This window comes from Curtobacterium sp. MCBA15_009 (assembly GCF_001864895.1).
GTDB lineage: Bacteria > Actinomycetota > Actinomycetes > Actinomycetales > Microbacteriaceae > Curtobacterium.
The window spans coordinates 152,805-179,136 of sequence record NZ_MJGO01000002.1 but is presented as its reverse complement, the minus strand read 5'-3'; the positions used below and the strand labels follow the sequence as shown (position 1 = coordinate 179,136).

The 26,332-nt window shown below is 74.5% G+C and carries 11 protein-coding genes; 5 read left to right on the top strand and 6 right to left on the bottom strand.

The window, feature by feature from the left end:
• Positions 1-118: 118 nt before the first annotated feature.
• From BIU97_RS01400 to BIU97_RS01390, 3 genes are read left to right on the top strand one after another with little or no spacing between them, the layout of a single operon-like run.
• Positions 119-766 carry a TetR/AcrR family transcriptional regulator gene (locus BIU97_RS01400; protein ID WP_071296862.1) on the top strand — a complete coding sequence of 216 codons (648 nt, stop codon included), beginning with the start codon at positions 119-121 and terminating at the stop codon, positions 764-766.
• Positions 763-1,497: a hypothetical protein gene (locus BIU97_RS01395; RefSeq protein WP_071296861.1), complete on the top strand. Its 735-nt coding sequence runs from the start codon at positions 763-765 to the stop codon at positions 1,495-1,497. The genes BIU97_RS01400 and BIU97_RS01395 overlap by 4 nt, the downstream gene beginning before the upstream one ends.
• On the top strand, positions 1,494-3,575 hold the full coding sequence (locus tag BIU97_RS01390) for a YhgE/Pip domain-containing protein (protein ID WP_071296860.1): 2,082 nt from the start codon (positions 1,494-1,496) through the stop codon (positions 3,573-3,575). Before BIU97_RS01395 ends, BIU97_RS01390 begins: the two co-directional genes overlap by 4 nt.
• A 108-nt stretch (positions 3,576-3,683) precedes the next feature.
• On the opposite strand, the gene BIU97_RS01385 is transcribed toward BIU97_RS01390, so the two are convergent.
• Positions 3,684-4,454: an endonuclease domain-containing protein gene (locus tag BIU97_RS01385; RefSeq protein WP_175472390.1), complete on the bottom strand. Its 771-nt coding sequence runs from the start codon at positions 4,452-4,454 to the stop codon at positions 3,684-3,686.
• A gap of 431 nt (positions 4,455-4,885) precedes the next feature.
• Here BIU97_RS01385 and BIU97_RS01380 point away from each other — a divergent pair, with 431 nt between their 5' ends.
• Positions 4,886-5,875, top strand: coding sequence for a LacI family DNA-binding transcriptional regulator (locus tag BIU97_RS01380; RefSeq protein ID WP_071296858.1), 990 nt, complete (start codon positions 4,886-4,888; stop codon positions 5,873-5,875).
• Positions 5,876-6,034: 159 nt separating this feature from the next.
• Here BIU97_RS01380 and BIU97_RS01375 read toward each other — a convergent pair whose 3' ends face one another.
• The 5 genes from BIU97_RS01375 to BIU97_RS01355 form a co-directional block, all read right to left on the bottom strand.
• On the bottom strand, positions 6,035-8,428 hold the full coding sequence (locus BIU97_RS01375) for a LuxR C-terminal-related transcriptional regulator (protein ID WP_071296857.1): 2,394 nt from the start codon (positions 8,426-8,428) through the stop codon (positions 6,035-6,037).
• A 55-nt stretch (positions 8,429-8,483) separates the two neighbouring features.
• Complete coding sequence (locus BIU97_RS01370; RefSeq protein ID WP_071296856.1) at positions 8,484-8,957, bottom strand: hypothetical protein; 474 nt, start codon at positions 8,955-8,957, stop codon at positions 8,484-8,486.
• Positions 8,954-23,866, bottom strand: coding sequence for a DUF7507 domain-containing protein (locus BIU97_RS01365; protein ID WP_071296855.1), 14,913 nt, complete (start codon positions 23,864-23,866; stop codon positions 8,954-8,956). Before BIU97_RS01365 ends, BIU97_RS01370 begins: the two co-directional genes overlap by 4 nt.
• A 185-nt stretch (positions 23,867-24,051) precedes the next feature.
• Positions 24,052-24,687: a TrmH family RNA methyltransferase gene (locus tag BIU97_RS01360; protein ID WP_071256918.1), complete on the bottom strand. Its 636-nt coding sequence runs from the start codon at positions 24,685-24,687 to the stop codon at positions 24,052-24,054.
• Between the two features lie 23 nt (positions 24,688-24,710).
• Complete coding sequence (locus BIU97_RS01355) at positions 24,711-25,376, bottom strand: TetR/AcrR family transcriptional regulator (protein WP_071256921.1); 666 nt, start codon at positions 25,374-25,376, stop codon at positions 24,711-24,713.
• A gap of 131 nt (positions 25,377-25,507) precedes the next feature.
• On the opposite strand from BIU97_RS01355, the gene BIU97_RS01350 reads away from it, so the two are divergent.
• Positions 25,508-26,305 (top strand): HAD-IIA family hydrolase, encoded by a 798-nt coding sequence (locus BIU97_RS01350; protein ID WP_071296854.1) that lies wholly within the window; start codon positions 25,508-25,510, stop codon positions 26,303-26,305.
• Positions 26,306-26,332: the final 27 nt, after the last annotated feature.

Genomic DNA, 26,332 nt, shown 5'->3' with positions numbered 1-26,332 from the left:
TGTGTTGACGCTCAGAATGGGCAGTCCGCACTTTGGGGGACACCCCCGTGCGGGGGACGCGAGCGACAGCCTCCCTGTTAACTTGCACACCTGTGTGCAGGTTATTACGCTTGGGGTCGTGACCACCGCCGACCAGCCCGTCCGTGCGCCCCGCCGCGACGCCACGGAGAACCGGGCAGCCCTCATCGACGCCGCGAAGACCTGTCTCCAGCGTGACCCCGACGCGTCGATCGAGACCATCGCCGCGGCCGCCGGACTGTCCCGGCGCGCGGTGTACGGACATTTCCCCTCCCGCGACGACCTCGTGCGCGAGGTCGTCACGGCCGGGGCCGCCCGGATCGCCGCGGCCATGCCGACCGGCTCCGACCTGCAGGAACTCCCCCCGGCCGCCCGCCTCGCCGCCATCGCGGTGACGCTGTGGTCCGAGGTCTCGCACGTCCGGTCGATGGCCCGGGTCGCCGTCCGGAGCCCCTTCGCCGAACCCGTCGCCGAGGTGTTCGCACCCCTGCGCGCCCAGGTCCGCGACGCGTGCGCCCTCGGGATCGCCGACGGCACGATGCGCGACGACGTCGACCCCGCCACGCTCGGACGCCTGGTCGAGGGCGCCTGCATCGCCGTGCTCGACGAGGCCACCCGCTCCGGGACGCCGGACGAGGACGGCCGCCGCATGGTCGTGCTGTCCGCGCTCGGCATGGCCGGCATCGACTGGCGCACCGCCCTGCTCTCCGAACCCGTGGCCACCCCCTCCGCGAAGGAGCCCGCATGACACTCGAACTCGACCACGTCGGCATCGGTGACGAGCCGGGTGCCGCACTGCCCGTCGTCTCCGCCGTCGCCGCTCCCGGGCGCCCCGGGGTCGTCGCCGTCGAGACCGAGCAGTCCCCCGTGCTCGCCTCGCTCGTCGCCGGCGGCCGGATGCGGCCCGACACCGGGCGGCTGCTGCTCGACGGGCACGAGGACGCCGCCGCCGTGCGCCGCACCGTCGCCCTCGTCGACACCCCCGGCATCGCCGAGCCCTTCCCCGTGCTCACCGTGCAGCAGGTCGTGCGCGAGGAGCTCGCCTTCGCCGACCGGCGGCCCAGCCGCGCGCACGTCGACACGGTGCTCGACGAACTCGGCCTCCGGCAGTACGCGGACACCGCCGTGCAGCGCGTGCCGACGGCCGTGCGCGTCCGCCTGCTCGTCGAACTCGCCCTGCTCCGCGACGGCGTGACCGGCGTCGTCATCACCTCGCCCGAGCGGCACGGCGGCGCCGTCGAGGACTGGTTCACCGTCGTCCGCGACGTCGCCCGGCGCGGCGTCACCGTCGTGCTCGTCACCTCGAAGGCCGCCGCGGCGACCGTCGAGGCCCTGCTCGACACCATCGACGCGACCGACGCGTCCCAGCCCGAGGGTCCCGACGACGCGGCCCTGTCCGACGGAACCGAGCCGGGCCTCCCGTCCGCCCCGTCCGTCACCGCAGAATCCGCAACCGTCCCGACGGAGGCAACCCCGTGACCACCACCTCGCTCGTCCGCGCCGAACTGGCGCGACTCACCGCGACCCCGCTCGCACGACTCGCGTTCATCGCGCTCATGATCGTGCCGCTGCTCTACGGCGGCGCCTACCTGTGGGCGAACCGCGACCCGTACGCCAAGCTCGACCAGATCCCCGCCGCGATCGTCGACCTCGACGCCGGTGCCACGCTCGACGGCGACCACGTCGACTACGGCACCGACGTCGCGGACGAGGCGATCGACGGCGGCGACTTCAAGTGGACCGAGACGACCGCCGCCGACGCCCGCTCCGGCGTCCGGAACGGCACCTACGACTTCGTCGTGACCATCCCGCACGACTTCTCCGAGCACCTGGTCTCCGCACAGTCCGACGACCCCACGCAGGCGCAGCTCGTCATGACGACCGCCGACACGAACTCGTACCTGGCGTCGACCATCGCCGAGCAGGCGGGCAAGACCATGCGCACCGCCGTCGCCGAACGGGTCGGCAAGCAGGCCGCGAAGTCCCTGCTCGTCGGGCTCGCCGACGTCCGCGACAGCCTCGGCGACGCCGTCGACGGCGCCGACCAGCTCGCCTCCGGCTCGGCGAAGGCGGACACCGGAGCGCACACGCTCGCCGACGGCACCGCGCAGCTCTCCGCCGGAGCCGCCTCGCTCGCCGACGGCACGGCGTCCCTGCCCTCCCAGACCCAGCGCCTCGACAGCGGCGCACAGCAGGTCGCGTCCGGCGCGTCGACCCTGGCGTCCGGACTCGCGAGCGCGCAGCAGCAGACCGCCGCACTGCCCGCGCAGACGCAGCAGCTCAACGCGGGAGCGCAGCAGGTCGCCGCCGGCAACGAGCAGCTCGCCGACACGATCGACTCGTACAGCGCCGACGTCGAGTCGCTCCGGCCCGTCGACGCCGCCACCGTGCTCGCCGACATCACCGACAACCTGCCCGAGGGCGTCGAGCTCACGGAGGAGCAGCAGGCCGCGCTGAAAGCGACCGTCACCGAGGCCGTCACCCGGGTCAACAGCGCCGGCGCCTCGGCGAAGAGCACCTACGAGACCACGAAGACCTCGGTCGACCGGCTGCGCGACGGCTCCGCGCAGGTCGCGGCCGGCACGTCGTCGCTCGCGTCCGCGGCGCCCACGCTCGCCTCCGGCATCTCCTCGGCGGCGACCGGTGCGTCCACGCTGTCCTCGGGCGCCTCGCAGGTCGCTGCCGGCACGTCGAAGCTGGCGGCGGCCGCTCCCACGCTGTCGTCGGGTGCTGCGTCGCTCGCATCGGGCGCGGCCGCTGCGGACCGAGGCGCCTCGTCGCTCGCCTCGGGCCTGGACGAGCTGAAGAAGGGCTCGGCGAAGCTGGCCCACTCGCTCGACGAGGGCCGCACGAAGATCCCGGCGTCGGACGCCTCGCAGCGGGAGTCGCAGGCCTCGGTCATCTCCGACCCGGTCACCGTCGGGGACGACAACGTCGCCGCCGCGTCGAACTACGGCGCCGGCCTCGCCCCGTTCTTCATCTCGCTGGCGGCCTGGATCGGCATGTACGCGCTGTTCCTCATCCTCAAGCCGATTTCGAAGCGTGCCATCACGGCGGCACGCAAGCCCCTCGCGGTGGTGTTCGGCGGCTGGCTGACCCCGGCACTGCTCGGACTCGTGCAGATGGCGGCGCTGTTCCTGATCGTGCGGTTCGCGCTCGACCTCGACGTCGTGCACGCCGGCGGCACCATCGGCGTCATGGTGCTGGCCTCGGCGACCTTCGCCGCGATCATCATGGCGCTCAACGTGCTGCTCGGGTCGGTCGGACAGTTCCTCGGGCTCGTGCTCATGCTCGTGCAGCTCGTCACCGCCGGCGGCACGTTCCCGTGGCAGACCCTGCCGGGGCCGTTGGCGGCGCTGCACTTCGCGCTGCCGATGACCTACTCCGTCGACGCGATCCGGCAGACGATGTACGGCGGGGACCTCGGCGCCGCGTGGTCGGACGCGGGCGTGCTGCTGTGCTGGTTGCTCGGTGCGCTCCTGGTGTCCTTCGTGGTGACGGCGCGGCAGACCCGCTCCCGCACGTTGCGCGACCTGCGCCCGAGCCTGATCGGGTAGGGCGGGGCGGTCGGGCCGCGGGCGCGCCGTGCGACGCCGCGGGCGCGGGCCGCACTCGCGAGTGAGCAGAAGATGACGAGTGTCTCCGAACGAGGCGTCGTCTTCTGCTCACTCGGTGCGCGATGCTCGCCGGACCCGGGACGTCGTGCACGCGAGCAATGTCCGCAGGTGGTCGATCGCGCCGTTCGTGCTCGTGCTCAGGTCGGACTTGGTCCACCGGACGACCGCCCACCCGAGTCGTTCCATCGCACGGTAGCGGCGGAGGTCTCGGCCCCACTGTTCGGCATCGGTCCGGTGGTGGTCGCCCTCGTACTCGACGACGATGCGCTGCTCCGGGTACGCCATGTCGACCCTGCCGACGAAGCGCCCGGCCTCGTCGAACACGTCGACCTGCAGCTCCGGCTCGGGCAGCCCGGCGCGCACGATCGCCAACCGCGCCCGGGTCTCCTGCGGCGAACCGGCGCCCACGCGCACGAGCTCGAGCGCCGCACGCAGCTTCCGTACCCCGCGCCGAGCACCGACCGCAGCGAGCGCGGCGGCGAGGTCGTCCGGCGTCGTCGCACAGCGGCGCTCGGTGACGATCGCGTCGCCGAGCACGACGAGCTGATCGACGTCGAGCACCGTCCCGCACTCGATCCAGAGGGTGGCCGGACTGCTCGCGGGAACCCCGTGACGTGATCGGATCGAGGCGTGTGCAGCCGTCACCCGGTGCCCGACCACACCGGCGCGGCGAGGCTGCGCCTGGGGCAGGATGCTCGTGACGTGCACGGGGGCGTCCACCGTCTGCGGGACCGGGAGCCCCCAGAGCACGGCTGCCGACAGGTGGCTGACGAACTGGCCGGGCAGCAGGACCGGACGCAGCGCACGGATGCGCTGCACCGCGTCCGGAGGGTGGTCCCGCTCCCAGCGCACCGAGCGGGTCGGGCGGACGAGGTCCCGACGCTGGAGCCGCGCACGAGGGACACCCGCGCGGTCGGCCGCTCCGACGTCGAACGGTCGCCCCCGGAGTGACGGGGGAAGTGGACGTGGTCGCATGCCGGACACGATCGCGCACCGCGCCCCTGCCCGGGGCACGGCAGCACCGCGCGTGGACGACGCACCCCGTGCCTCCAGTGTGGAGGACTGGTACCCCACTCCCCCTGCCGCCATCAACACGCCGCCACACACTCCACGCCGCACAACCGAGTGAGCAGAAGACGGCGGGTCAGTGTGCAGTACCCATCGTCTTCTGCTCACTCGACGCCGTCGGAGTGCCCGGTCGCGCCGCCCGCTACGATCGACGCACGAACCAACGGAGGTCGAAGCGCATCATGGGAGACGGCAAGCCCGCGACCATCTACGACGTCGCCGCGCGCGCCGGGGTGTCCAAGTCCCTCGTCTCCCTGGTGTTGCAGCGGTCACCGCGGGTGAGCGACCAACGTCGCGAGGCCGTGCTCAAGGCCATCCAGGAGCTCGACTACCGGCCCTCGACGGCCGCGGTCTCGCTCGCGGGCACGCGCAGCCGGACCGTGGGCGTGGTGCTCGACGACTTCCGGAACCAGTGGTTCGTCGACCTGCTCACCGGTCTGCGCGAGTCCCTGCAGGACCAGGGCCACCGGCTCGTCGTCGCCGACCGGTTCCTCAACACGGGGCTCGACGCCTCGCCGGTGGAGGGCTTCCTGTCCATGCGTGTCGAGGGCATCGTCATCGCCGGTGAGCCGGACACCGACCTGGCGATCCCGGCCTCGATGCCGCTGGTGATCGCCGGCGGCCGTGTGTCGATCCCCCGCGCGGACACGGTGGCGAACGACGACCGCGCCGGTGGCGGCATGGCCGCGGAGCACCTGCTCGACCTCGGCCACACGCGGCTCGGCTTCGTCGGCGCACGCTCGGCCGCTTCCGCCGAACGGCGCGCCGGGTTCGAGGCCGCGGCGTCCGGGCGTGCCTCGGTGTGCGTCACGGTCCTGCCGGAGGAGCCCACCGAGGACGCCGGTTCACGCGGCCTGCGGGCGCTGCTCGACGAGCACCCCGACGTCACGGCGGTCTTCGCGGCGAACGACGTCATGGCGCTCGGCGCGATGTCCGAGCTGGCGGAGCGGGGCCTCCGCGTCCCCGAGGACGTCTCGGTCATCGGCTACGACGACACCCCCGTCGCGGCGACGCGCTACGTGGGACTCACGAGCATCGACGACCGCAGCGTCGAGATCGGCCGCGGTGCCGGTGAACGGCTGCTCGCGCGGATCGCCGACCCCACGGTGGCCGCCACCGAGGTCCTCGTCGAGCCCCGGCTCGTCGCGCGCCGCACCACTGCGCCGCGCTGATGGGCGGGCGGGGCTCCCCGCCGCGAGCACTTCCTGAGCAGAAAAGGTCGAGTCCGCGCCTCCGACCCAACACCTTCTGCTCACCAAGCGCCGCCCCGCCGCGCTGAGCAGGCGACGCCCCGACACCCGCCGCGCCGAGCAGGCGGCCTCCGCCCCGCCCTACGGCGCCAGCAACCCCAGCAACCGCGCCTGCTCGACGGCGTCGCGCCGGGACGACACCCCGAGCTTCCGGTAGACGCTGCGGACCTGCGTCTTCACCGTGTTCACCGACACGTGCAGCTCCGCCGCGATCCCGGGCACGCTGTGCGGGGCGGCCAGCAGTGCGAGCACCACGGACTCCCGCTCGGACAGCACCACCGACACGTCGGGTCCGGGCATCACCGACGACAGGGACGACACCGAGGCGAACAGCGCCCGCGCCCGGGCGTCGTCGGCGACCTCGAGCAGCTGCAGGACGTCGTCGCGGGGCGGGGTGAGCAGCTCCGCGCGCATGCCGTGCCGGTCGAACATGTCGACGGCCTCGCAGAAGGACGCGACCGCGCCGTGCACGTCCCCGGTCCGCCGCAGCGCCACCGCGCGGAGCAGCACGAGCAGTGCGGTCGTCCGTGCCTCGTACCGGCCGCCCTGCGCGAAGACGGCGGTGACGAGGTCGAGGGCACGCTGCGGCTCGTTGCGGGCGAGCGCGAGACCGACGTGCTCCGCGGCGTTCCAGCCCTGGACGGGGCCGAGGGCCTCGAGGCCCCGCTCCGCCTGCGGCAGCTGTCCGGCGGCGAGCTGCAGCCGCACGCGCGCCCGTCCGAGCAGCCGGGCGCCGACCCCGCCCGCGACCGCCCGCATCCGGTAGCGCTGCGCCTCGGCGTCGAGCGCGGCGAGCTGGTCGGCCGGCGGCACGCGTCCGGCGATGGTCGTGGCGCGCGCCCGCAGGGTGAGGACGAGGGGCCAGTGCTCGAACGCCCCGAAGAGCGGGTCGACGCGGTGCAGCAGCGCGAGGACGGTGGCGGTGTCGCCGTCCTCGAGCGCGACGACGGCGCTCGCCAGTGCGCCGGTGGGCAGGTCGAGCACGCCGTCGACCGAGAGCAGTCGCCGGGCGACGTCGACCTCGCCGGCCAGGGCGTGCACGAGCGCGGTCAGCCCGTCGGCGGCGGCGCGTTGCAGCGCTCCGTCCGGCCCGTCGGTCGGCTCGACGTGCACCAGGGTCGCGAGCGCCGTCTCGACGTCCCCCGCGGTCAGCGCGGTGGCGGCGAGCTGCTGCAGGACGAACGGGAGGCGCGGTGCCAGTCGGTCGGTGGCCGTCGCGTCGAGCGCGGCGAGGCGTGCGCGGACCGCGTCCGCCGCGCGTTGCGCGCCGGCGTCGTCGCCGGTGATGCGACGGGACTGCATCTCGATCGCGGCGAGGAAGACCGCCTCGGCCGGGTGGGCGGTCCCGATGACGGCGGCGACGGAGGGCACGACGGCGGCGTTCACCCGGGACGCCCGTGCGTGGTGCCGGTCGGCGGTGGACTCGGCGCGCGCGATGGCGGCGAGGACGACAGGGTACCGGGCCGCCCGACGGGGTCGGACCGGGTCGAGCAGCCGCGCGATGGTCGGCGCTCCGGGACCGGTCAGCCGGGTCCAGGCGGTCGTCAGCACGTCGGAGAGCAGCTCGAGGTCGTCGAGCTGCACGGCGGCGTCCACGGCGGTGACGGTGTCGTCGTGGGTGATCGCCCAGGCCGCTGCCCGTCGTGCCACCTCGCGCTGCCGGTCGGGGTCGCGTGCGGCGCCGGCGGCCCGGAGTGCGCCGGCGGTGGCGTCGAACCAGGTGAAGCCCTGCCCGCGGACGGTGCCGAGTCCAGCAGCCGCGGCCGCGCGGCACACCGCGACGGGGTCGACCGACGGGTCGTCCGCGAGCTCCGCGAGGAACGCGACGGGCGCCGACCGGACGACGGCGGCGCGTTCGGCGAAGCTCCGCAGCGCGGGGTCCTCGACGGTGCCGATCCAGTCGGCCGTGGCGGTGTCGACGGCGGCGTGGAAGCGGCTGCCGAGGTCGACGGGCGGACGGTCCTCGGCGGCGACGGCGGCGGCCGCGGCGGCGAGCACGCCCACCAGCCCGCCGACGCCGTCGACGGTGCGTGCGACGACGACCGGGGCGACGACGACGCCGACGCTCCGCCCGAGCAGGGTCGCGGCCTCGGTGGCGTCGAAGGCGAGGTCCGCGCCGTCGAGGACGACCGCGTGGGTGTCCGCGGCGATCCGGTCGAGCGTCGGGCCCGCCCCGCCGGCCAGGACCACGGGGACGTCGGTGGCACGGGCGAGGAGCGCGTGGAGGCCCTCGGCGCCGAACAGGTGCGCGTCGTCGACCACCAGGACGGCGTCGTCGTCCTGGTCGCCGGGTGTCAGTCCGGTCACGACGGTCCGCTCGGTCTCCGACGCCCAGTGCCGGACCAGGGTGGTGACGCCGGCCCGTGGCGGGCCGGCGACCACGACGGGTCGACCGGTCTGCAGCGCGCTCTCGATCCGGGCGAGCAGCCGTGGTCGCTCGACCCGGTGTCGCGGCGTGCCTCGGACACCGCTCACGTGAGCGGTGTCCGAGGGGCGGTGCAGCGGTGGCACGGTCCGGGCCGGGCCGGTCTCAGGCTGCGAACCGCTCCACGCGCAGCACGCAGGACAGTCCGCTCTCCGACGTGCCGATGGTGGTGGACCAGTCGTCCGAGGCGCCGGCGGCGACGCTGTCGACGTCGACCTCCTTGACGGCCCGGGTGTCGGACTGGCCCTTGAGCAGCGAGACGTAGATGCGGTAGCCCTGCGCGCTCTTCGCGGGGTTCTCCACCGTGCCCTCGACGGCCCACTCCGAGCCGGACTTCTTGCACGAGCTGACCTGGACGTCCTTCAGAGCGCCGACGTACTCGCCGTCACCGCCCGCCGGGGTGTCGACGTCGGTGATCGCCGGACGCTCGGTGGCGGTCGCCTGCGCGGTCGCCGTCCCGGAGGCCTTCCCGTCCGGCCCGTCGCCGCCGGAGCAGCCGGCCAGGCCGATGCCGAGCGCGGCGACGCCGGCGATCGCGAGCAGGCGGACGGGCAGGGAGCGCGTGGGGCGCAGGGTCATCGGTGTTCCTTCCGGGTGCGGCGGCGGCTCCCGAGGGCCGCCGTTGCGATGCCGAGCGCCAGCAGGAGTGCGGCGACGGCGATGGCCGGGACGGGGTCGGAACCGGTGAACGCGAGGGCGGGGACCCCAGCGGCCGGGTGGACCTCGATCCGGACGTTGTCGGGCGCGGACACGATCGGGCCGTCACCGGGCAGGGCCCCGGGCTGCGGCGTCCCGATCGCCGTCGCGCTGTTCTCGACGCTACCGGACGCGCCGTCGGCACGGCTGATCGTGTACGTCGCCGTGGCGGTGACGCGCTCCCCCGGTGCGAGGGTGCCCGGCGTGCCCGGCCAGTCGCCGTACGCGACGTCCGACAGCCCGGGCATCCGGTCGTCCACGCGCACGTCGTGCAGCGTGACGGTGCCCGTGTTGACGAGGGTGAAGCCGTAGACCAGCTGCTGGCCCACCCGCCCGTCGGTGCCCTCGGCGTACTGCACGGTCTTCGTGACCGTCAGTCCGCCCACGCCGTCGCCGGGGGTCGGCGGGGTCGGCGGCGTCGTCCCGGTCGGCGCGGTCGGGGTGATCGCGGTCGAGGGGTCGCTGCCGACGACGACCCCACCGGGGCCGGTGCCGCCGGCGGTGGCGGTGTTCACGACGGAGCCGGCGTCGACGTCCGCCTGGGTCACGGTGTACTGCGCGGTGCCGGTGGTCTGCTCGCCGGGTGCGAGCACGCCGGCGGTGCCGGGCCACTCCCACGTGACGGTGGACAGGCCGGCCATCGGGTCGTCGAGCCGGACGTCCGTCAGGGTCGTGTCGCCGTCGTTCGTGACGGTGAACGTGTACCCGACCCGCTCGCCGGCCGTCGCCGCGGTGCCGGCCGGCAGCGTGCTGCGCTTGTCGAGCGTCAGGTGCGGACCGGACGGCGGCGTCGAGGTGGCCTCGGTCGGCACGGTGGCCGCGCCGCCTGCGGAGGTGCCGGCACCGTCCGGTGCGGTGCCGGTCGCGCGGGCGGTGTTCACGACCCCGCCGGCGTCGACGTCACCGCGGGTGACGACCGAGGTGCCGGTCACGCGGACGGTGTCGCCCGGGGCCAGGGTCCCGGCCTGCCCCGGCCAGGTGGTGCCGGTGGTGGTGAAGCCGGCGAGCTCGTCGGAGACGGCCACGTCGGTGAGCGTCACGGTGCCGGTGTTCGTCGCCTCGACCGTCCAGCGGACCTCGGCGCCGAGGACGGCCGCGCCGGTCGCCTCGCCGCGCTTCGCGACCGTCAGCCCCGGGGTGCCGGTGACCGGGTTCGTGCCGGCGTCCGCGTCGCGGACGACGGTGCCGTCGGCCGCGGTGCCCGTGGTGGTCGCCGTGCTGGTGACCGCGCCCCGGTCGACGTCCGCCTGGGTCAGGGTGTACACGGCGGTGGCCGTCGCGACCTGCCCGGGTCGGAGGACCCCCGGTTCGCCCGGCCACGTGACCGTGACGCGCCCGAGGCCCGGCTGCCCGTCGGCGACGGTGACGCCGCGCAGGGTGGCGGCGCCGGTGTTCGTCACCGTGAAGGCGTACTCCACGCGGTCACCGGCACGACCGGCTGCGCCCTCGGCGAGCTGCTGCCGCTTCTCGATGGTGATGCCGGCGGTCGCCGAGCCGAGCGGCACGGTCGTGCTGCCGGTCGCGGTCACGGGGTCGCCGGTCGGCGGGTTCGCCGTCGTCGTGGCGGTGTTCACCACGCTGCCGGCGTCGACGTCGTCCTGGGTGACGGTGTACCGCGCCGTGCCGGTGACGGTCTCGCCGGGGGCGAGCGTGCCGTCGGAGCCGTCGGGCAGGGTCAGCGCGCCGAGCCCGGGCAGCGGGTCGGTGACCGTCAGGTCGCGGACCGTGGTCGTGCCGGTGTTCCGGACGGTGACGCGGTAGTCCACGACGTCGCCGACCGCACCGGTCGCGCCGTCGGCGAGGGCACCGGACTTCGTCAGGGCGAGCTCCGGCGCGCCGGGCAGCACGAGCGTCGCGCCGGCGTCGGCCCGCACGGGGTCGCCGGTGGGCGGCGTGCCGCTCGTGGTCGCCGTCCCGCCGACCGACCCGCGGTCGACGTCGGCCTGCGTCAGGGTCACCGTCGCGGTGGCGGTGACGACCTGCCCGGGTGCGAGCGTGCCGGCGGTGCCCGGCCAGTCGTACGTCGGGTTCCCGACACCCGCCTGGGCATCCTGCAGCGCGACGCCGGTGAGCGTCGACGTCCCGGTGTTCGTCACCTGGTAGGTGATCGTCACGACGTCCCCGGCACGCGGCGCGGCGTCGCCGTCCGGCAGCGCGGCCGTCTTCGTGATGCCGATGCGTGCCGCCGCGGGGCCGGTCTCGACGGCCGCGGAGGCGTCGGCGGTGACGACGGAGCCGTCGGGCGCCGTGGCGGTGGCCGTCGAGGGGTTGACGACCCGTCCGGCGTCGAACTGCGCCTGCGAGACGACCGAGGTCGTGGTCGCCGTGACGGACTGTCCCGGCGCGAGCTCGCCGGTGGTGCCCGGCCAGGTCCCGAAGGCCGCGGTGTCGCCGAGCTGCTGCTCGAGCGCGGTGCGGTCGAGCGTGACGGATCCGGTGTTCGTGACGACGTACGTCCAGCGGACGGTGTCGCCGACGGCGCCGGTGGCGCCGGGCGCGAGCGTCCCCTGCTCGGTCAGCGTGAGGGCCGGCGCCGCGGGGATGCGGACCGTCGCCGAGTCGGTCGCGGTGACGGTCGCGCCGCCGGGTCCGGTCCCCGTCGCGGTCGCGGTGGAGGCCTGGGTCCCCCGGTCGACGTCGGCCTGCGTCAGGGCCGTGGTCGCCGTGGCACGTGCGGACTCGCCGGGTGCGAGCACGCCGGCGCGTCCCGGCCAGGTGACCGCGATCGCCGAGGTGCCGGGGCGCGCGTCGGTGAGGGCGACCCCGGTCAGCGTCGCGGTGCCGGTGTTCGTGACGACGTAGCCGAACTCGACGGTGTCGCCGGTGCGTCCGGTCGACCCGTCGGCCAGGCGGGCCGTCTTCACGACGTCGACCTGCTGGGTCGAGGTCCGCAGTGCGACCGTCGCGGAGTCGTCCTGGGCACCGGGGTCCGTGACGCCGGCGGGCACCCGGGCGTCCGCGGTCGCGCGGTTCACGACGCTGCCGGCGTCGACGTCGGTCTGCGTGACGGCGGACCGGGCCGTGGCGGTGACCGACTGCCCGGGGCGCAGCGTGCCGGCGGTGCCGTTCGGCCACGTCGCGACGACGGGCGCGGTGACGCCGGGCAGGTCGTCGCCGACGACCACGTCGGTCAGCGTGACCGTGCCGGTGTTCGTGACGCGGTACGTCCAGTCGATGCGGTCGCCGAGCACACCGGCGGCCCCGTCGGCCAGGGCGCCGGACTTGGCGATCGTCCACGAGCCGGTGCGGACGGTGTCGACCGCTCCGGTCGCGGTCGCCGTGACGACCTCGCCGGACGGCACGGTGCCGGTCGTCGTCGCGGTGCTGCTGATCGAGCCGCGGTCGACGTCGGCCTGGGTGAGCGTGTACGTCGCCGTGGCGGTGACGGCCTGGCCCGGTGCGAGCGTGCCGACGGCGCCGGGCCACGAGCCGTACGACACGGTGCCGAGCCCGGACTGGTCGTCGTCGAGGGTGACGCCGGTCAGGGTGCGGTTGCCGGGGTTCGCGATCGTCCAGGTGAAGGTGACGGTGTCACCCGCGACGCCGGTGCCGGAGGTCACGCGCTCGTCCTTCACGAGTGCGATCCCGTCGGCGGGAACGGCGGTGCGGAGCGTGGTGCCGTCGGTCGCGGTGACGGGCGCGCCGGTCGGCGGGCTCGCCCAGAGCACGGCCTGGTTGACGATGCTGCCGGCGTCGACGTCGGCCTGGGTGACCGTGTACTCGGCGGTCGCGGTGACGACGGCTCCGGGCGCGAGCGTGCCCGCGGCGGCCGGCCAGTCGGCGGTGAAGGCGGACAGCCCGGCGAGGCGGTCGGTCACCGTCACGTCGCGCAGGGTCACCGAGCCGGTGTTCTCCGCGCGGACGGTGTACCGCACGGTGTCCCCGACGCGGCCGGTGCCGCCGTCGGTGTACGCGGCGGTCTTCGAGAACGCGACGCGGGGTGCGGGTGCGATCGTGACGGCCCGGGTGTCGGTGGCGCGTACGTCCGTGCCGTCCGGCGCGGTGCCCGTCGCGATGACGGTGCTGCGCAGGACGCCGGCGTCGACCTCGGCCTGGGTGAGCACGTGCGAGGCCGTCGCGGTGACGGTCTGGCCCGGTGCGAGCCGGCCCTCGGTGGTCGGCCAGTCGCCGAAGACGACGGCGGACACGGCGGTCTGGTCGTCGACGGCGCCGATCCCGGTCAGGGTGACGTTGCCCGAGTTCGTGACCTCGTAGCGGTACTCGACCCGGTCACCGGCGCGGCCGGTCGCGCCGTCGGCGAGGACGGCGGTCTTGACGACGCCGATGCGCGGTCCGGACGCGGCGGTCTCGACGGTGGTGCCGTCGGTGCCGGTGACGTCGGACCCGTCGGGCGCACGGCCGACCACGGTCGCGGTGTTCGCCACGGAGCCGGCGTCGACGTCGGACTGGCGGATCGTGTACGTCGCCTCGGCCGTGACGGTCTGGCCGGGCGCGAGCACGCCGACCGAACCGGGCCAGTCGCTCACCGTCGGGTCGCTCAGCCCGGCGAGGCGGTCGCGGAAGTCGAGGAGCTCGACCGTCACGTTGCCGGTGTTCGTCGCGCTGAAGGTGTAGCGGATGCCCTCGCCGGCGGCGCCGGTGGCGCCGGGCGCGAGCCGTCCCTGCTTGTCGAGGGACAGCCCGGGAGCCGCGGCGAGGTCGACGCCGGCGGTGTCGGTGGCGCGCACCGTGCCTCCCGTCGGGGCGACGCCGGAGACGGTGGCGGCGCTCTCGACGCGAGCCGCGTCGAGGTCTGCCTGGGTGAGCACGTACGTGGCCGTGGCGGTCACGGACTGGCCGGGGGCCAGGCGACCGGCGGTGCCGGACGGCCAGGTGCCGTACGCGACCGACGTGACGCCGATCTGCGCGTCGGTGACCGTGACGCCGGTGAGCGTCTGGTTGCCGCGGTTCGTCAGCGTGTAGTCGAGGCGGACGGTGTCGCCGGCTGCCGGGGTGCCGGTGCCGGTCAGGCGTTCGGTCTTGGTGATCCCGATCGCCGGTGCGCCGTCCGACGTGCGGACGGTGGTGCTGTCCGTGGCGGTGACGTCGTCCCCACGGGCCGGCGTCGCGGTCGCGGTGGCGCCGTTGACGACGCTGCCGGCGTCGACGTCGGCCTGCGTCACGGTGTACGCGGCGCGGGCGACGAGGGACTGCCCGGGAGCGAGCGAGCCGTCGCCGTCCGGCCCGGCCTCGACCGAGACGGGTCCGAGGCCGGCGAGCCGGTCCGCGACCCGCACGCCGTCGACGGTGACCTGACCGGTGTTGACGACGGTGAAGGTGTAGTCGACGGTGTCGCCGACCCGACCGGTCCCGCCGTCCCGGAACGCGGCGCGCTTCGTGAGCGACACCGCGGCCGGCGCGGTGAGCGCGACCGTCCCCTGGGCGCTGTCGACGACCTCGGTGCCGCGCGGGCTCGTGCCCGTCGCGGTCGCGGTGCTGCCGACGGTGCCGCGGTCCACGTCCGCCTGGGTCAGCGTGTACGTGGCGGTCGCGGTGACGCTCTGCCCGGGCGCGAGGGTGCCGACGCCGGACGGCCAGGTGCCGAACTCGATGTCGGACAGTCGCGCCTGGGCGTCCGTCAGCGCGACGCCGGACAGCGTCGCCGTGCCGGTGTTCGTGATCGTGTACCCGAGGCGCACGGTGTCGCCGGCCACACCGGTGGCGTCGTCGACGAGGCGCTCGGTCTTGTCGAGGCGGATGCCGGGGGCGGCCGCCGCCAGGGTGACGGTCGCCGCGTCGGACGCCGTGACGGTGTCGCCCGCCGGCGTGCTGCCGGTGACGGTGGCGTCGTTGAGCACGCTGCCCGCGTCGACGTCGGCCTGGGTGACGCGGTACGTCGCGGTGCCGGTGACGGTGTCGCCCGGCTCGAGCCGCCCGGCGGCGCCGGACCAGTCGTCGATCGTGACGGCGGAGACGCCGGAGAGCACGTCGGCGACGCCGACGCCGGAGAGCGTCACGTTCCCGGTGTTGGTGACGCGGAAGCCGTAGCGGACGGTGTCGCCGACCGCGCCGGTCGCGCCGCCGAGGGTGCCGGTCTTGTCGACCGACAGGGCGCCCCGCGGGGTGACCGTGACGCCGGCGTCGTCGGAGGCCGCAACCGTCGCGCCCCGGGGCGGGACGCCGGTGGCGGTCGCGGTGCTCGCGACCCCGCCACGGTCGACGTCCTGCTGGGTGAGCGTGTACGTGGCGTGCGCGACGACCGACTGCCCCGGTGCCAGGCGGCCGGCGGTTCCGGAGGGCCAGGCGTCGAAGCGCACGGCGGAGACGCCGGGCTGGCCGTCGGCGACGGCGACGTCGGTCAGCGTCACGTCGCCGCGGTTCGTCACCGTGACGGTGAGCTCCACGGTGTCGCCGGCCGCACCGGTGGCGCCGTCGGCCAGCGCCTCGGACTTCTGCACCGCGATCGCGGGCGCGCCGGGTGTCGTGACGACCGTCCGGGTGCCCGAACCGGACGTGGTGGTGCCGGCGGGCGTGGTGCCCGTCGTGGTGGCGGTGTTCGCGATCGACCCGGCGTCGACGTCGTCCTGCGTGACGGTGCGGTCCGCGGTGACGACGACGGCCTGTCCCGGCGCGAGCGTGCCCGCCGTGGCGTTCGGCCAGGTGGTGGTCGGGGTGCCGAGGCCCCGGAGCGGGTCGGACACCGTGACGTCGGTGAGCGTGGTCTGCCCGGAGTTCGTCGCGGTGACGGTGTAGCGGACGACGTCCCCGGCGCGGACGGCGCCGATGCTGCCGCCGCCGACGGTCGCGGCGGTCTTCCGGGTGGCGATGCCCGAGGTCGGCGCGAGCGTCACGGAGCCGTCGTCGGTGGCGCTGACGGCCTCGCCGCTGCGCCGGTCGGTCGCCGTGGTCGTGGCGACGCTGGTGAGCGCGACGCCGTCCGCGGTGTCCGCCGCGGCCCGGTCGACGTCGGCCTGGGTCAGGCGGTACGTCGCCGTGGCGGTGACGGACTGCCCGGGTGCGAGGGACCCGGTGGCGCCGGACGGCCACGCGCCGTAGGAGACCGTGCCGAGGCCCGGCTGCGCGTCGGTCAGGGCGACGCCGGTGAGCGTCGTGGTGCCGGCGTTCGTGATCGTGTACCCGAACCGGACGGTGTCGCCCGCGACCCCGACGGCGCCGTCGGCCAGCGCCTCGGTCTTGTCGAGCGTGATCGTCGGGGCCGAGGCGTCCACCCCGGTGGTGCTCGTCGTCGTCCGCGTGATCGCGGAGCCGGTCGGCGGGCTCGCGATCGCGTTCGCGCTGTTGAGCACGCTGCCGGCGTCGACGTCTGCCTGGCTGATCGTGTACGCGGCGGTGGCCGTGGCGACCTGCCCCGGCGGCACGACCCCCGGGGCCGCGGGGTCGGGCCAGCGGTACTCGAGCACGCCGACGCCCTGCAGCTGGTCCGTCATCTGGAGCAGGTCCAGCGTCGTGTTGCCGGTGTTCCGCGCGGTGAGCGTGAACGTCAGGCGGTCGCCGACACCGGCCGTGCTGCCCGCGGGGACACCGCTCTTCGAGAAGTCGAACGTGTTCACCTGGGTGACGGGCACCGTGCGGTAGCTCGTCGCGGTGACGGCCGCACCGGTCGGCGGGGTGCCGGTGGTGCGCGCCGGGCTCGTGACGTAGCCGGCGTCGATGTCGGCCTGCGTCAGCGTGTGCACCGCGGTGGCGGTGACGGTCTGGCCGGGCTCGAGGCGGTTCGCGGTGCCGGAGGGCCAGGTGCCGTAGCGGACGGAGCCCGCGTCGGCGCCGTCGTCCGTGACGGTGACGCCGGTCAGCGAGAAGTCGCCGGTGTTCGTCACCGTGTAGCCGAGGAGCACCGGGTCGCCGGGCTGCGGCGTGCCGGTCCCGGGGACGGAGGCCTGCTTGACGATGCCGATCGCCGCCGTGTTGTCCGCCGCGGTGGCGATGGTCACGGTGGCGTCGCGGCTCGTGGACGCGCCACCGGGCGTGGTGCCGGCGACGGTCGCGGTGTTCGTGATGCTGCCGGCGTCCACGTCGGTCTGGGTCACGGTGTAGCGCGCGGTCGCCCGGACGCGTTCGCCGGGGGCCAGGGAGCCGGCGCTGCCGCCGGACCACTCGAGGTCGCGCAGCGCGGGGGTCCCGTCGATCGGGGTCGCGGTGGCGAGGCCGACGAGCTGGTCCCGCAGCGTCAGGTCGGTCAGGGTGACCGAGCCGGTGTTCGTGGCGAGGAACGAGAACACCACGGTGTCCCCGACGCGGCCGCTCTCGACGGCGCCGGCGGCGTTCGTGTCGTAGCGTGCGGTCTTCGTCAGCGCGACGGCCGGCTGCGGCGTGATCGTCACGCCGTCGGTGGCGGACGCGGTCACGCGGGTGCCGGCGGGCGTGGTGCCGAACGCCGTCGCCGCGGAGCGGATGCCGCCCGCGTCGACGTCGGACTGGCTGAGCGAGTAGGTGGCCGTGGCGGTGGCCGAACGGCCCGGTGCCAGGGTGATGGTCGTGTCGCCGTCGGCGAAGACGACGCTCGAGACACCGCGCTGCGCGTCCTGCACGCCGACGACGGTGAGCGTGACGTTGCCGGTGTTCGTGACGACGTAGCGCATGTCGACCTGCTCGCCGGCGACGGCGGCGCGGGTCGTCGAGCCGTCGGCGTCGAAGGTCTCGACCTTGCTGATGCCGAGGCCGGGCGCCGCGTCCGAGGTGCGCACGGTGGCGGCGGAGGTGGCGGTGACGGTCGCCGGGTCGGTGCCGGAGGGCGCGGTCCCGGTGACGGAGGACGTGTCCACCAGGGACCCGGCGTCGACGTCGGCCTGGGTGACGGTGGAGGTGCTGGTCGCGGTGAGGGTCTCACCCGGGGCCAGGGTGTTCGGCGCGTTCGGCCACGCGTAGGTGACGGTGCCGCCGAGGGCGTGCACGACCTCGGGGACCGTCAGCGTCACGGTGCCGGTGTTCGTCGCCTGGTACGTCCAGGTGACGACGGAGCCGACGCCGCCGTTGCCGCTCGTCACGGAACCGGTCTCGGTCAGCGCGACCCCGGGCGTGCGCTTCGGCACGACCGAGCCGGTGTCGGTGGCGCGGACCGTCACGCCGCCGGGCGAGACACCCGTCGTGGTGGCGTCGCTCGCGACCCGGCCGCGGTCGACGTCCGCCTGGGTGAGCGTGTACGTCGCCGTCGCCGTGACGGACTGGCCGACGGCGAGCGTGCCGGCGGTGCCGGACGGCCAGGTGCCGAACGCGAACGCCGAGTGCCCGGACTGGTCGTCCGTGAGCGTCACGTTCGTCAGGGTCTGGTTGCCCGTGTTCGTGATCGTGTAGCCGAGCCGCACGGTGTCACCGGCGACGCCGGTCGCACTGGTGGCCAGGCGCTCGGTCTTCGCCAGCGTGATCGCCGGGGCCCCGGAGGCCGGGGTCACGGTGGCCGAACCGGTCGCGCGGACCGTGCCACCGCCCGGCGTGGTCGCCGCCGAGGACGCGGTGTTCACGATGCTGCCCGCGTCGACGTCCGCCTGGGTGATCGTGTAGGTCGCGGTGCCGCGGACCGTCTGCCCCGGGGCGAGCGTGCCCGCGGTGCCGGACGGCCAGGTGCCGTAGGTGATCCCGGACAGCCCGGACAGCGGGTCGGTCACGCCGACGCCGCCGAGGGTCGTCGTGCCCGTGTTCGACACGTCGAAGCGGTAGGTCACGGTGTCGCCGACCCGACCGGTGCCGCCGACGACGGCGCTCTTCGCCACGGCGATGCCGGGTGCGGGCGCGATGGTCTGCGCGGCGGTCGCGGGGGTGCTCACCGCGGTGCCCTGCGGGTTCGTGCCGGAGACGGTGGCGCGGTTCGCGACCGTGCCGGCGTCGACGTCGGCCTGCGTCAGCGTGTAGGACGCCGTCGCGGTCACCGTCTGCCCGGGGGCGAGCCGCCCCGCCGTGCCCGGCCACTGGTACGTCAGCGCACCGAGGCCCGCGTGCGGGTCGGTGATCGTGACGCCGGTCAGCGTCTGGTTGCCGGTGTTCGTCGCGCGGAACGAGTAGTCGAGGGTGTCGCCGGCACGGCCGGTGTACCCGGTGCCGGTGGCGACGGCCTTCGTGAAGGTCAGCGCCGGGTTGCCGGCGAGCGGCACGGTCCCGGAGCCCTGGGCGGTCGCGGTCGTCGTGCCCGACGGACCGGTGCCGGTCGCGGTGGCGGTGTTCGTGACCGAACCGGCGTCGAGGTCGGCCTGGGTGACGGTGCCGGTCGCCGTCGCGGTGACCGTCTGGCCCGGCGCCAGGGTCCCGGCGGTCCCGGACGGCCAGGTGCCGTAGGTGAGCGCGGAGAGCCCGGCGAGCGAGTCGGTCGCGCCGACGCCGGTGAGCGTCGTGTTGCCGGTGTTCGTGATCCGCAGCGTCCAGGTCGCGGTGTCGCCCGCGGTGCCGGTCGAACCGGCGGCGAGCGCTCCCGACTTGGCGACGCTGACGGCGACGGTGCGGTCCACCGACACCGTGGCCGCTGCGGCCTGGCTGACGGCGGTGCCGCGTGGCGTCGTGCCGGCGACCGTCGCGGTGTTGCGGACGGTGCCCGCGTCGACCTGCGCCTGGGTGAGCGTCGAGGTGGCCGTCGCGGTCACGGTCTGTCCCGGTGCCAGGCGCCCGGTGGCCCCCGGCCAGGTGTACGTGACGGTGGAGATCCCGGCGAGCTGGTCCGTGATCGTGACGCCGGTGAGCGTGACGTTGCCGGTGTTGCGGGCCGTGAAGGTCCAGTTCACCGTGCCGCCGGCCGCGGGGGTGCCGGAGCCGGCGAGGGTGCCGGTCTTCGCGAACGACAGGGTGCCGTTCGACGGGACCTGGAGCGTGTTCGGCGAACTCGCGGTGATCGTCGTCGTGGCGGGCGTGCGGGCCGACACCTGTGCGGTGTTCACCACGCTGCCGGCGTCGACGTCGGCCTGGGTGAGCGTGTAGCGCGCCGTCGCGGTGACGGTCTGCCCGGGGGCGAGCGTGCCGGCGGTGCCGGACGCCCACGTGCCGTAGGTGACGGTCGAGACGCCGGCGAGGGCGTCGCTGATCGTCACCGCGGTGAGGGTCTGGTTGCCGGTGTTCCGGGCCGTGAACGTGTAGTCGACGGTGTCGCCCGCGGCGCCGGTCGCACCGGCGGCCAGCGCACCGGACTTCGACACGGTGATGCCGGGTGCCGACGGCACCGTGGTGCGGGCGGTCGCGGCGTTCGTCGCGGTCGAGCCGTCCGGTGCGGTGCCGCGCGCGGTCGCGGTGTTCTGCACGGAACCCGCGTCGACGTCCTTCTGGGTGAGCGCATAGGTCGCCGTCGCGGTGGCGGTCTGCCCCGGCGTCAGGCGGCCGCTCGTGCCCGGCCACGAGTACGTGAGCGCGGACAGCCCGGCGAGCGGGTCGCTCACGGCGACGCCGGTGAGCGTCGTGTTGCCGGCGTTCCGGACCGTGAACGTGTACGTGACGGTGTCACCGACGGCGCCGGTCGCCCCGGAGGCGAGCGCGCCGGTCTTCGTGATCGCGATGCCGGGGGCGCGCGAGAGCGACACCGCCGCGGTCGTCGTCGACGACGCGGACTGGCCGGTGCCGTCGGCACGCGTGTTGCCCGCCGCGGTGGCGGTGTTCACGATGCTGCCGGCGTCGACGTCGGCCTGGGTGAGGGTCGAGGTCGCGGTGGCGGTGACCGTCTGGTTCGGGTCGAGCCGTCCGGCGGCGCCCGGCCACACGTAGGTGCGGGCCGAGATGCCGGCGAGGTCGTCGGCGATCGCGACGCCGTACAGCGTGGTGTTGCCGGTGTTCGTCGCGCTGAACTGCCAGTTCACGGTGTCGCCGACCTTGCCGGTGGCGCCGCTCGCGAGCGAGCCGGTCTTCGTCAGCGCGATCTTCTGCGCCGAGGCGATGTCGACGGTCTTCGTCGTCTGGCCGCTCGTCACGGTGGTGCCGGAGGGGTTCGTCCCCGAGGCGGTGGCGGTGTTCGTGATCGAGCCGGCGTCGACCTGCGCCTGCGTCAACGTCGACGTGGCGGTGGCGGTGACGGACTGCCCGGGAGCGAGGCGACCGGTCGTGCCGGAGGCCCAGGTGCCGTAGGCGATCGTCGAGATCCCGGGGAGCGGGTCGGCGATCGTCACCCCGGTCAGGGTGCGGTTGCCGCCGTTGGTCACCGTGAAGGTCCAGTTCACGGTGTCCCCGGCCCGTCCGGTCGCGCCGGACGCCAGGCTCCCGTTCTTGACGACGGTCAGACTGGAGGCATCGGTCACCGACACGGTCGCCGTCGCGTCCGGCGCGGTGACGGTCCCGCCCGACGCGCCGCGGCCGGAGGCCCCGGCGGTGTTCACGACGCTGCCCGCGTCGACGTCGGTCTGGGTGAGCGTGTACGTGGCGGCGGCCGTCACGGACTGCCCGGGCGCGAGCGTGCCGGTCGTGCCCGAGGGCCACGTGCCGTACGTCAGCGCGGAGACGCCGCTCAGCCGGTCGGTGATCGACGCGGTGGTGACCGTCTGGTTGCCGGTGTTCGTCAGGCGGAAGGACCAGTTCACGGTGTCGCCGGCACGACCGGTCGACCCGGACGCCAGGGCACCGGACTTCGTCAGCGCGAGCGCGTTGGCGGCGGGCACGGCGACGGTCGCGGTGGCGGTCGGGGCGGAGACGGTGCCGCCCGAGGCGCTGCGGCCGGAGGCGGTCGCGGGGTTCGTCACGGAGCCGGCGTCCACCTGGGCCTGCGTCAGCGTCGACGTGGCGGTGGCGGTCACCGACTGCCCCGGCGCGAGCCGACCGGTCGTCCCGGAGGGCCAGGTGCCGTAGGAGATCGCGGAGACGCCGGCGAGCTGGTCGGCGATCGTGGCACCGGTGACGGTCTGCGCGCCGGTGTTCGTCAGGCGGAAGGACCAGTTCACGGTGTCGCCGGCACGACCGGTCGACCCGGACGCCAGGGCACCGGACTTGGTGAGCGCGAGGGTGTTCGCGGCGGTGAGCGGCTGCGTGCGGGACGCCGAGGCGGTCGGGCGCGGGCCGCCGTCGGGGTCGGTGCCGGTGACGGTCGCCGTGTTCGCGACGGAACCGGCGTCGACGTCGTTCTGGGTGAGCGTGTAGGTCGCCGTGGCGGTGACGGCCTGGCCGGGCTGCAGCGTCCCGCTCGTGCCCGACGGCCAGGTGCCGTACGTCAGCGCGGAGAGCCCGGAGAGCGGGTCGGTGATCGCGACGCCGGTCAGCGGGCCGGTGCCGTTGTTCGTGGCGGTGAACGAGTAGTTCACGGTGTCGCCGGCCTTGCCGGTGGCGCCGGAGGCCAGGGCGGAGGTCTTGGTGAGGGCGAGCGACGACAGGTAGGTGTTCGTCGAGCCGGTGTCGCTGACGGTGACGGTGGTGTCACCGGCCACCTGGGCGGTCGCGGTCACGGAGCTCGTGGTGGACGCCGCCGTGGGCGGGGGGCCCGTGCACCGGACCGTGGCCGTGGCCCCGGCGGCGAGTGGCCCCGCGATGGTGGTCGACGGCGTGCACGTCTCGGTGTCCGGGAACGTCAGCTGGATGTTCGTCAGCGCGACCGAGCCGTTGTTCGTCACCGTGATGGTGAAGGCGGTGTTCTCCGTCGCGGTGCGGAACTGGTCGTTGACCGTGCCGTCGAGGGTCTTCGACACGCTGAGCGCCGCGGTGGGCACGGACAGCACCGCGTTCTGCAGCAGGTACGAGTCGCCGCTCGTGCCGACCGTGAGCGTCATCGCGGTGTCGCCCTTGTCGACGCCGGACAGCGTCTGCGTGTGCACGTCGACGCTCTGGTTCGTGAACGCGGTGGTGTCGGCGGTCTGCGTGTACCGGACCGAGCCGTCCGCCTGGCCGACGCCGATGTTGCCGCCGGCGTTCTTCGTGTTGAGCACCTCGGTCGGCGACCCGCCCTGCGGGGTGTACCGCATGTAGTCGCCGGTGATCCCGCGGTCGCCCTCGTAGAGCGTGTACCCGAACTTGACGCCGGACTGCAGCGCCGAGAACCCGGTGAAGTTCACGGTGAGGGGGCTGTCCGACGCGGCCTCGCGCACGTGCCCCTGGTAGTAGATGACCTTGTGCGGGGCCGAGTTGGCGTTGCCCGCGATGTAGCGGCCGTAGTCGTAGACCACGGTGAGCGACCAGCCCGCGTAGCAGCCGGCACCGACCGCCGCCCAGACGTTGCCGGCGCTGATCGACAGGGGCGACCCGGTGGCGGCACCGGCGAAGGCGTTCGTGACGTCGGCGGAGGCCGAGTAGTAGAGCGCGCTGGCCTGCGAGGCGGGGTCCTCGAGCAGGGCGTCGGGCGCGACGCTGCGGATCGCCGACGAGCCGACCTTGAGCTGCGCCGGCTGCGTGCGGTAGCCGGCGGCCGCGTCGGGGCGGGTGGCGTACCACTGCGACCCGTTCGCGGAGTTCCCGGAGCAGGTGACGTTCTGCGTCCCGGAGAAGACGCCGGTGTTGGCGCTCCAGTTGAGGGACGCCTTGACGACCGTCGCGCCGGCGGGGATCGTCAGCGTGCCGGTGGACGAGTTCGTGGTGAAGCCGGAGACGGTGTTCGAGTTCACCATCTTGAAGTAGTCGTTGTAGGACGTGGTGGTCGACGAGCCGACAGCGTTCGCGTGCAGGTCCGTGCACGTACCGCTGGTCCCCGTCGCCGTCAGCGCGGTGCCGGAGCAGGCGAGGACGCCGTTGCCGGTCATCGTGAAGTCGCCGTTGACCGTCGCCTGGTAGTTCGGTGCCTGGTCGGCGCCGACGCCCCACTGCACGACCGCGGCCTGCGCGACGCCCTCGGTGCCGAGCGCGACACCGGTCGTGGGGATGAGCACGGCGAGGGCCATCGCGACGCCGCGGAACCACCGGGGACGGGCGACGGACTCCGCGCGGTGGCGGGGACGGCGGGTTGCGAGCAGCAAGCAGTGACCTTCCGGACACGACGAACAGACCCTTGGAGTGGTCGGGTCCACGCTGCCGGGTGGGGATCAGGGTGCGACGACCGCCTCACAGGCCGCTGCGCTTCCATCCTGAGGACACTCACGGCTTCGCGGCGACGAACGGTCACTTTTTCACCCTGCCGTTCACCCCGTTGGGGGGTCGTCGGTCAGGACGGGCTGGCGTGCTGCACGATCCAGCTGTGCATCACGACGGCCGCTGCGGCCGACGCGTTGATGCTCCGGGTCGAGCCGTACTGCGTGATCTCGAGGTGCCCGTCCGCGCCGGCGATCGCCTCGTCGGTCAGGCCCGGCCCCTCCTGGCCGAACAGGAACACGCACCGCTCGGGGATCGCCGCCGTCTCGATCCGCTCGGCACCGGGGGTGTTGTCGATCGCGACCACGGGCCGGCCCTCGTCCGCCATCGCCGCCAGGAACGTCTGCACGTCGGGGTGGTGCCGCACGTGCTGGTAGCGGTCGGTGACCATCGCCCCGCGCCGGTTCCAGCGTCGCCGTCCGATGATGTGCACCGTGCCGGCGAGGAAGGCGTTCGCGCTCCGCACGATCGACCCGATGTTCAGGTCGTGCTGCCAGTTCTCGATCGCGACGTCGAACGCGTGCCGACGGGTGTCGAGCTCGGCGACGATCGCCTCCATCGACCAGTAGCGGAACCGGTCGACGACGTTGCGGCTGTCCCCGGCCGCCAGCAGCTCCGGGTCGAGCCGCGGGTCGTCCGGCCACGGCTCGGGGTGCGGACCGACGCCGTTCGTCGTCAGCTCGTGCGACGGCTCGGGCGTGGTGCTCACCGGACCAGCGTACGACCCGGCGGTCAGGCGCTCGCGCGCGCCTCGATGCCCGCGATGAGGATGTCGAGCCCGAGGGCGAACCGGACGTCGTAGGAGTGCTCCCCCAGCACCTCGCCGACGAGCGCGTGCCGCTCCGGTCGACCGGCGGGGGCGTCGCCCCGGCCGACCTGCACCCCGGCGTGCCCGACCACGAAGTCGTAGACGACGAAGAACGCGTACATCGCCTCCTCGTCGGACAGGCCGGCCCGGCGGAGCGCCCCGACGACCTCCGCCACGACGGCGTCCGACTCGGTGGACGCCAGCGGGGCACGCTGGCTGTGCGACTCGAGCACGAGCGGGTGCGTCCGCATGAGGTCGCGGAAGGTCGTGGCGAAGGTCCGGACGACCTCGTGCCACTCGTCGGGCCAGACGAACGTCGCGGTGAACTCGTCGACCGTGCGGCGGACGAGCTCGGCGTGCAGGTCGTCCAGGCCGCCGATCGTCCGGTGCACCGTCATCGGGGCGACGCCGAGCCGCGCCCCCAGGGCCCGGAAGGACAGACGGTCGAGACCGTCCTCGTTCGCGATCGCCGTCGCCGCGTCGACGACCTGCTGCCGGTCCAGCGCGTTCGGCCGCCCGCGGCGGCGACGCGGGGCGGCCTCGGGCGGACTCCCTGGGGCGGCGGTGGCTGGTCCGGGTTCGACGAGCACGGGCGGTCCTCCTTGATGCGGTACGTGTCCCGAAAAGCCTAGGGCAAAGCCGACCGGCGGTCGGTGTTCAGGCAGGCGCGGTGCCGGTGGTCCCGGGGTCCCCGTCACGGCCGCGCACTAGGGTGAGGGCCATGGCAACCCGCGACGAGGTCGAGTGCTGGCTGACCGACATGGACGGCGTGCTCGTGCACGAGAACCAGGCGCTCCCCGGAGCCCCGGAACTCATCCAGCAGTGGCTCGACGAGGGCACCGAGTTCCTCGTGCTCACGAACAACTCGATCTTCACGCCGCGGGACCTCAGCGCGCGGTTGCGCAGCTCGGGCCTGCACGTCCCCGAGGAACGGATCTGGACCTCGGCCCTGGCGACGGCGGACTTCTGCCGCTCGCAGATGCCCGGCGGCTCGGCGTTCGTCATCGGCGAGGCCGGCATGACGACCGCGCTGCACGAGGCCGGCTTCATCATGACCGAGACCGCCCCCGACTACGTGGTCGTCGGCGAGACCCGCAACTACTCGTTCGAGGCCATCACGAAGGCCGTGCGGCTCATCCGCGCCGGCGCCCGCTTCATCGTCACGAACCCCGACGCCACCGGCCCGTCGGCCGAGGGCGTGCTGCCCGCCACAGGCGCCATCGCCGCGATGATCGAGAAGGCCACCGGCAAGCAGCCCTACGTGGTCGGCAAGCCGAACCCGATGATGTTCCGCTCGGCCATGAACCGGATCGGCGCACACTCCGAGAACACCGGCATGATCGGTGACCGGATGGACACCGACGTGCAGGCGGGCATCGAGGCCGGGCTCCACACCGTCCTCGTCATGACGGGCATCAGCGACCAGGCCGAGATCGACCGCTACCCGTTCCGCCCGAGCGAGGTCATCTCGGGCGTCCACGAACTCGTCCGCACCGAGCCCTTCGAGGTCGAGCTCTAGCGAGCAGCGCGCCGCCGCCCGCGCGGC

Excerpts from the sequence above, each read along its gene's own strand:
- BIU97_RS01350 (WP_071296854.1), top strand. The coding sequence starts at position 25,508 with ATGGCAACCCGCGACGAGGTCGAGTGCTGGCTGACCGACATGGACGGC.
- BIU97_RS01380 (WP_071296858.1), top strand. The coding sequence starts at position 4,886 with ATGGGAGACGGCAAGCCCGCGACCATCTACGACGTCGCCGCGCGCGCC.
- BIU97_RS01395 (WP_071296861.1), top strand. The coding sequence starts at position 763 with ATGACACTCGAACTCGACCACGTCGGCATCGGTGACGAGCCGGGTGCC.
- BIU97_RS01370 (WP_071296856.1), bottom strand. The coding sequence starts at position 8,957 with ATGACCCTGCGCCCCACGCGCTCCCTGCCCGTCCGCCTGCTCGCGATC.